Below are 3,936 nucleotides of genomic sequence, written 5' to 3'. Positions count from 1 at the left end.
CTTACCATTCGTGGTTATTTGCAACAGTGCCTTATTTATATAGTTAAAATTCACCTGATAAATCACTTTTTAATTTAAATTACTATGTTAATTATTTGTTAATTATTTCTAAATTTTTCTCTAAGAAACGGAGTCCCCCATCAGCAAAACTACTGGTTGAAAAAACTATAGTAAAAATAACTAAAATAATCTTCATGTACATATTATTGAATCTAATCATATCTTGGACCAAAAAAATCTTTACTTATAATAATGAGTAAATATATACATCCGAATGACGACAAAATTACAAACTTGTAATTTTGTTAAGGTTTGTTCTCAAAAAAATAAATTAATACTATTTTAAAAAAGATAAATCGTTGCTGAAAAAGCTAGATTGCAATCGAGTTAATTAATTATAAATCAAAAACTTATATTGTATAAAATTAGTAACTCTTTGCTTTCTGCACTTATTATTTAATCAACGTTTCACGATTTTCATAAGCTAAACTAAATATAGTCGCCAATTTCAATTGAGTTATTTCCCGGCTTTTAAATACCGATATACCGCTTGGCGACTAATTCCAAATGCCTGGCCTAATGCCATTTTTGAAGGGTACTTCCCTTCCTTCCAGTCTTGTCGCAAAGCTTCAGCCTGATCAGGTTTCAATTTATGTACCCGGCCTTTGTACTTCCCTTGAGAAGAGGCAAGTTTAATTCCTTCCTTTTGCCGCTCTAAAATGATCTCACGTTCAAACTGTGCAAAAGCACCCATCAGTTGCAGCATCAAATTATCCATCGGGGTGGATTGGGCCGTAAAAGTAATATTTTCTTTTACAAACTGGATGGCAATCCCTCGTTTGACCAGTTTATCCACTTCAGTCACCAAATCTTTTAAGCTTCGCGCAAAACGATCCATGGAATGTACTATCACCCGGTCTCCTTCCCGGACATAATTCAACATTTCCTGAAATTTCGGTCGGTCGGTATTTTTACCTGAAGCACGGTCAACAAAAATCCGGTCGACTTCAATTCCCTCAAGTTGACGTCCCGTATTTTGCTCGACCGAACTCACTCGCACATAGCCTACTTTTTGGCCTTTCACTTTTTACGCCCCAATTGGATAAAAATGAACAATTTCGTAAATTATAAATCTTTAATACCAAAGTTACATGTTACTTATGATTAAAAAACATTTAAATGGTACATGTTTTTAAGAACTTTTAAAATGTAATTTTAGGGTATACTCTAAATTTACATATTTAAATAACGAGTTTTTTCTCACTCATAAGAATTTGCAAGAATATATATACATTTATTGACATTAAGTAATTTAAATAAAATCAATATACGTATTTACATATATGTGGAAATACGTATATAAGTATATCTGAGTTTCTAATAGCAGTGTTAGTCAAAATGTTCTCGACCATAAAGATTTATCACAATCCTGAGTGTGGTACATCAAGGAATACCTTAGCTTTAATTCAAAATGCAGGAATTGAACCAATCGTTATTGAATATCTAATTACCCCACCTTCGAAAGCAGAATTAATTGAACTTATTCGTAGTGCTGGTTTAAGTGTTAGAGAAGCAATTCGTAAAAATGTACCTCCATATTCTGATTTAGAAATTGTTCGGGAAGATTGGTCTGATGAACAGCTTTTAAATTTTATGCTTCAACATCCTATTTTGATTAACCGCCCATTCGTTGTTACGGATTTAGGTACACGTTTGTGTCGTCCTTCTGAAGTTGTTTTGGATATTCTCCCGTTTCCTCAGAAAGGCGCATTTAGCAAAGAAGATGGTGAAAAAATTATTGATGAAAATGGCCAAAGAATTAAATAGTACTTTCTCATCTCTTGAATGGAAAGAATGTGAAGGAGATTTATATGGATCAAGTTAATTTTTTTAAATGCTTATCAGATGAAACACGTCTCAATATAGTGACATTAATTGTTGAAAATAAAGAACTATGTGTATGTGATTTGACTGAAAAACTACAACTCAGTCAACCGAAAATTTCAAGACATTTAGCCCTTTTACGTGCTTCAGGGCTACTTCAAGATCGCAGACAAGGCCAATGGGTTTACTACAGTATCAATCCAAAATTGGCCAACTGGTGTTATGAAATTTTAGATATTTTGAAGACGGTTCAATCTCAATCAAAGCTGGATGATCAACACCCCCTTTCTGTAAATAGTTATTGTGAGTAATTCAATGAAATTTTTATTTTTATGTACTGGAAATAGCTGCCGTAGCATTTTGTCTGAAGTTTTGTTTAATAGCCGAGCACCAGAAGGTTGGAAAGCCTATAGCGCTGGGAGTAAGCCTTCAGGTCAAGTTCACCCGCTAACTTTAGAAACCCTTGAAAACTTAGGATTATCTACCGAAGGTTTATGGAGTAAAACGATTAATGATTGTGAACAATATCAACCTGATGTTGTGATCACAGTATGTGATTCTGCTGCTCAAGAAGCATGTCCACTTTATTTGGGTGGAGCAATCAAGGCACATTGGGGCTTGGCTGATCCTTCACACTTAGACGTGAATAAAGAAGAAAAAATGAAAGCCTTTATGAGCACTGTTGAACATATCAATCGTCGCTTAGATGCTTTATTTAAACTTAATGTAGATAAACTATCTCGCTCAGAATTGATTGCAGCAATTAATCAAATTTCGAACGTTGAGTAAGTGAAATGTCTGAAAAACGCTTATCTTTTTTAGATCGCAACCTGACGCTATGGATTTTTATTGCCATGGCCTTAGGCATTGCCATCGGAAACTTCTTTCCTCAGGCTTCTGTCGCACTCGATAAATTAAGCATTGATTCAGTGAATATTCCAATCGCGATTGGTCTTATTCTAATGATGTATCCACCACTGGCAAAAGTGAACTATGCGACTTTGCCACAAGTGTTTAAGGATAAGAAAACCCTTACTTTGTCCTTAGTACAAAACTGGCTGATCGCGCCAGTACTCATGTTTGCCCTGGCAATCATATTTTTACATAGTTATCCAGAATATATGACCGGTGTCATCCTGATTGGTCTTGCTCGATGTATTGCCATGGTTCTGGTGTGGAATGGCTTGGCCTGTGGTGATAATCAATATGTTGCAGCATTAGTTGCCTTTAACAGCATCTTCCAGATTCTATTTTTCAGTACCTATGCCTGGTTATTCCTGACCTTCCTTCCACCCTATTTTGGTGTCGCTTCGCAGGTCATTAATGTCGATTTCTGGACCATCACCCATGCTGTTCTGGTTTATCTTGGTATTCCGTTCTTATTAGGTTTCTTAACGCGATGGATTTTGGTGAAACAGAAAGGCGTGGAATGGTATGAAACCAAGTTCATTCCGAAAATCAGTCCGCTGAGTTTAATGGCTTTGCTGTTCACCATTCTGGCCATGTTTAGCCTAAAAGGCGGTGATGTCGTGAGTCTTCCGCTTGAAGTTTTACGCATCGCGATTCCTTTAACCATTTACTTCGTTTTAATGTTCTTCATCAGCTTCTTTATGAGTAAATGGATGGGCAATGACTATCCTAAGACCACAGCAATTGCATTTACCGCAGCGGGGAATAATTTTGAATTATCACTTGCAGTAGCGATTGCAACTTTTGGTATCGCTTCGCCTGTTGCTTTTACCACGATTATTGGCCCACTGGTCGAAGTTCCTGTGTTGATTGCCTTGGTGAGTGTTTCACTCTGGCTGAGAAAGAAAGTTTTTAAAGAGGCCTAACTCTATGAATCTCCCAAATGTAGATCTAAATCTTCTTGAGCAACCCACCTTTGAAAAAGTTCAAGCCAAAGAACTTGCTCATCCTCCGCGAATTTTGCTGCTGTATGGCTCTAATCGAGAACGTTCTTACAGTCGCCTTGCAGTTCTTGAAGCCGGTCGAATCCTTGAGCATTTTGGGGCGGAAATAAAAATCTTTCATCCTAAAGGGCTTCCTTTA

At 36.5% G+C, this 3,936-nt stretch carries 6 protein-coding genes; 5 read left to right on the top strand and 1 reads right to left on the bottom strand.

What is annotated here, in order from left to right:
• Window positions 1-517 precede the first annotated feature (517 nt).
• Window positions 518-1,084: a recombinase family protein gene (locus RJ01_RS15420; protein WP_004812033.1), complete on the bottom strand. Its 567-nt coding sequence runs from the start codon at window positions 1,082-1,084 to the stop codon at window positions 518-520.
• A 314-nt stretch (window positions 1,085-1,398) separates the two neighbouring features.
• Between RJ01_RS15420 and arsC the strand changes: the two genes are divergently transcribed.
• From arsC to RJ01_RS15395, 5 genes are all read left to right on the top strand, one after another.
• Window positions 1,399-1,827, top strand: a complete 429-nt coding sequence (gene arsC / locus RJ01_RS15415) for an arsenate reductase (glutaredoxin) (RefSeq protein WP_004733243.1) — start codon at window positions 1,399-1,401, stop codon at window positions 1,825-1,827.
• 44 nt (window positions 1,828-1,871) lie between these two features.
• Entirely contained in the window at window positions 1,872-2,195 is a 324-nt protein-coding gene (locus RJ01_RS15410; protein ID WP_004644742.1) for a metalloregulator ArsR/SmtB family transcription factor, read from the top strand.
• Between the two features lie 4 nt (window positions 2,196-2,199).
• The gene (locus RJ01_RS15405; protein WP_004781073.1) at window positions 2,200-2,673 is read left to right on the top strand and encodes an arsenate reductase ArsC; all 474 of its coding nucleotides are present in this window, start codon (window positions 2,200-2,202) and stop codon (window positions 2,671-2,673) included.
• Between the two features lie 5 nt (window positions 2,674-2,678).
• Window positions 2,679-3,719 carry an ACR3 family arsenite efflux transporter gene (arsB, locus tag RJ01_RS15400; RefSeq protein ID WP_004644740.1) on the top strand — a complete coding sequence of 347 codons (1,041 nt, stop codon included), beginning with the start codon at window positions 2,679-2,681 and terminating at the stop codon, window positions 3,717-3,719.
• A 4-nt stretch (window positions 3,720-3,723) separates the two neighbouring features.
• Window positions 3,724-3,936, top strand: a 213-nt coding sequence (locus RJ01_RS15395) for an NAD(P)H-dependent oxidoreductase (protein ID WP_034171724.1), incomplete at its 3' end; no start/stop codon positions are given.

Origin of the sequence: Acinetobacter sp. YZS-X1-1 (genome assembly GCF_000804305.1) — a bacterium.
GTDB lineage: Bacteria > Pseudomonadota > Gammaproteobacteria > Pseudomonadales > Moraxellaceae > Acinetobacter > Acinetobacter variabilis.
Note: the sequence above shows the minus strand (reverse complement) of the source record. Positions and strands in the feature narration are given on the sequence as shown.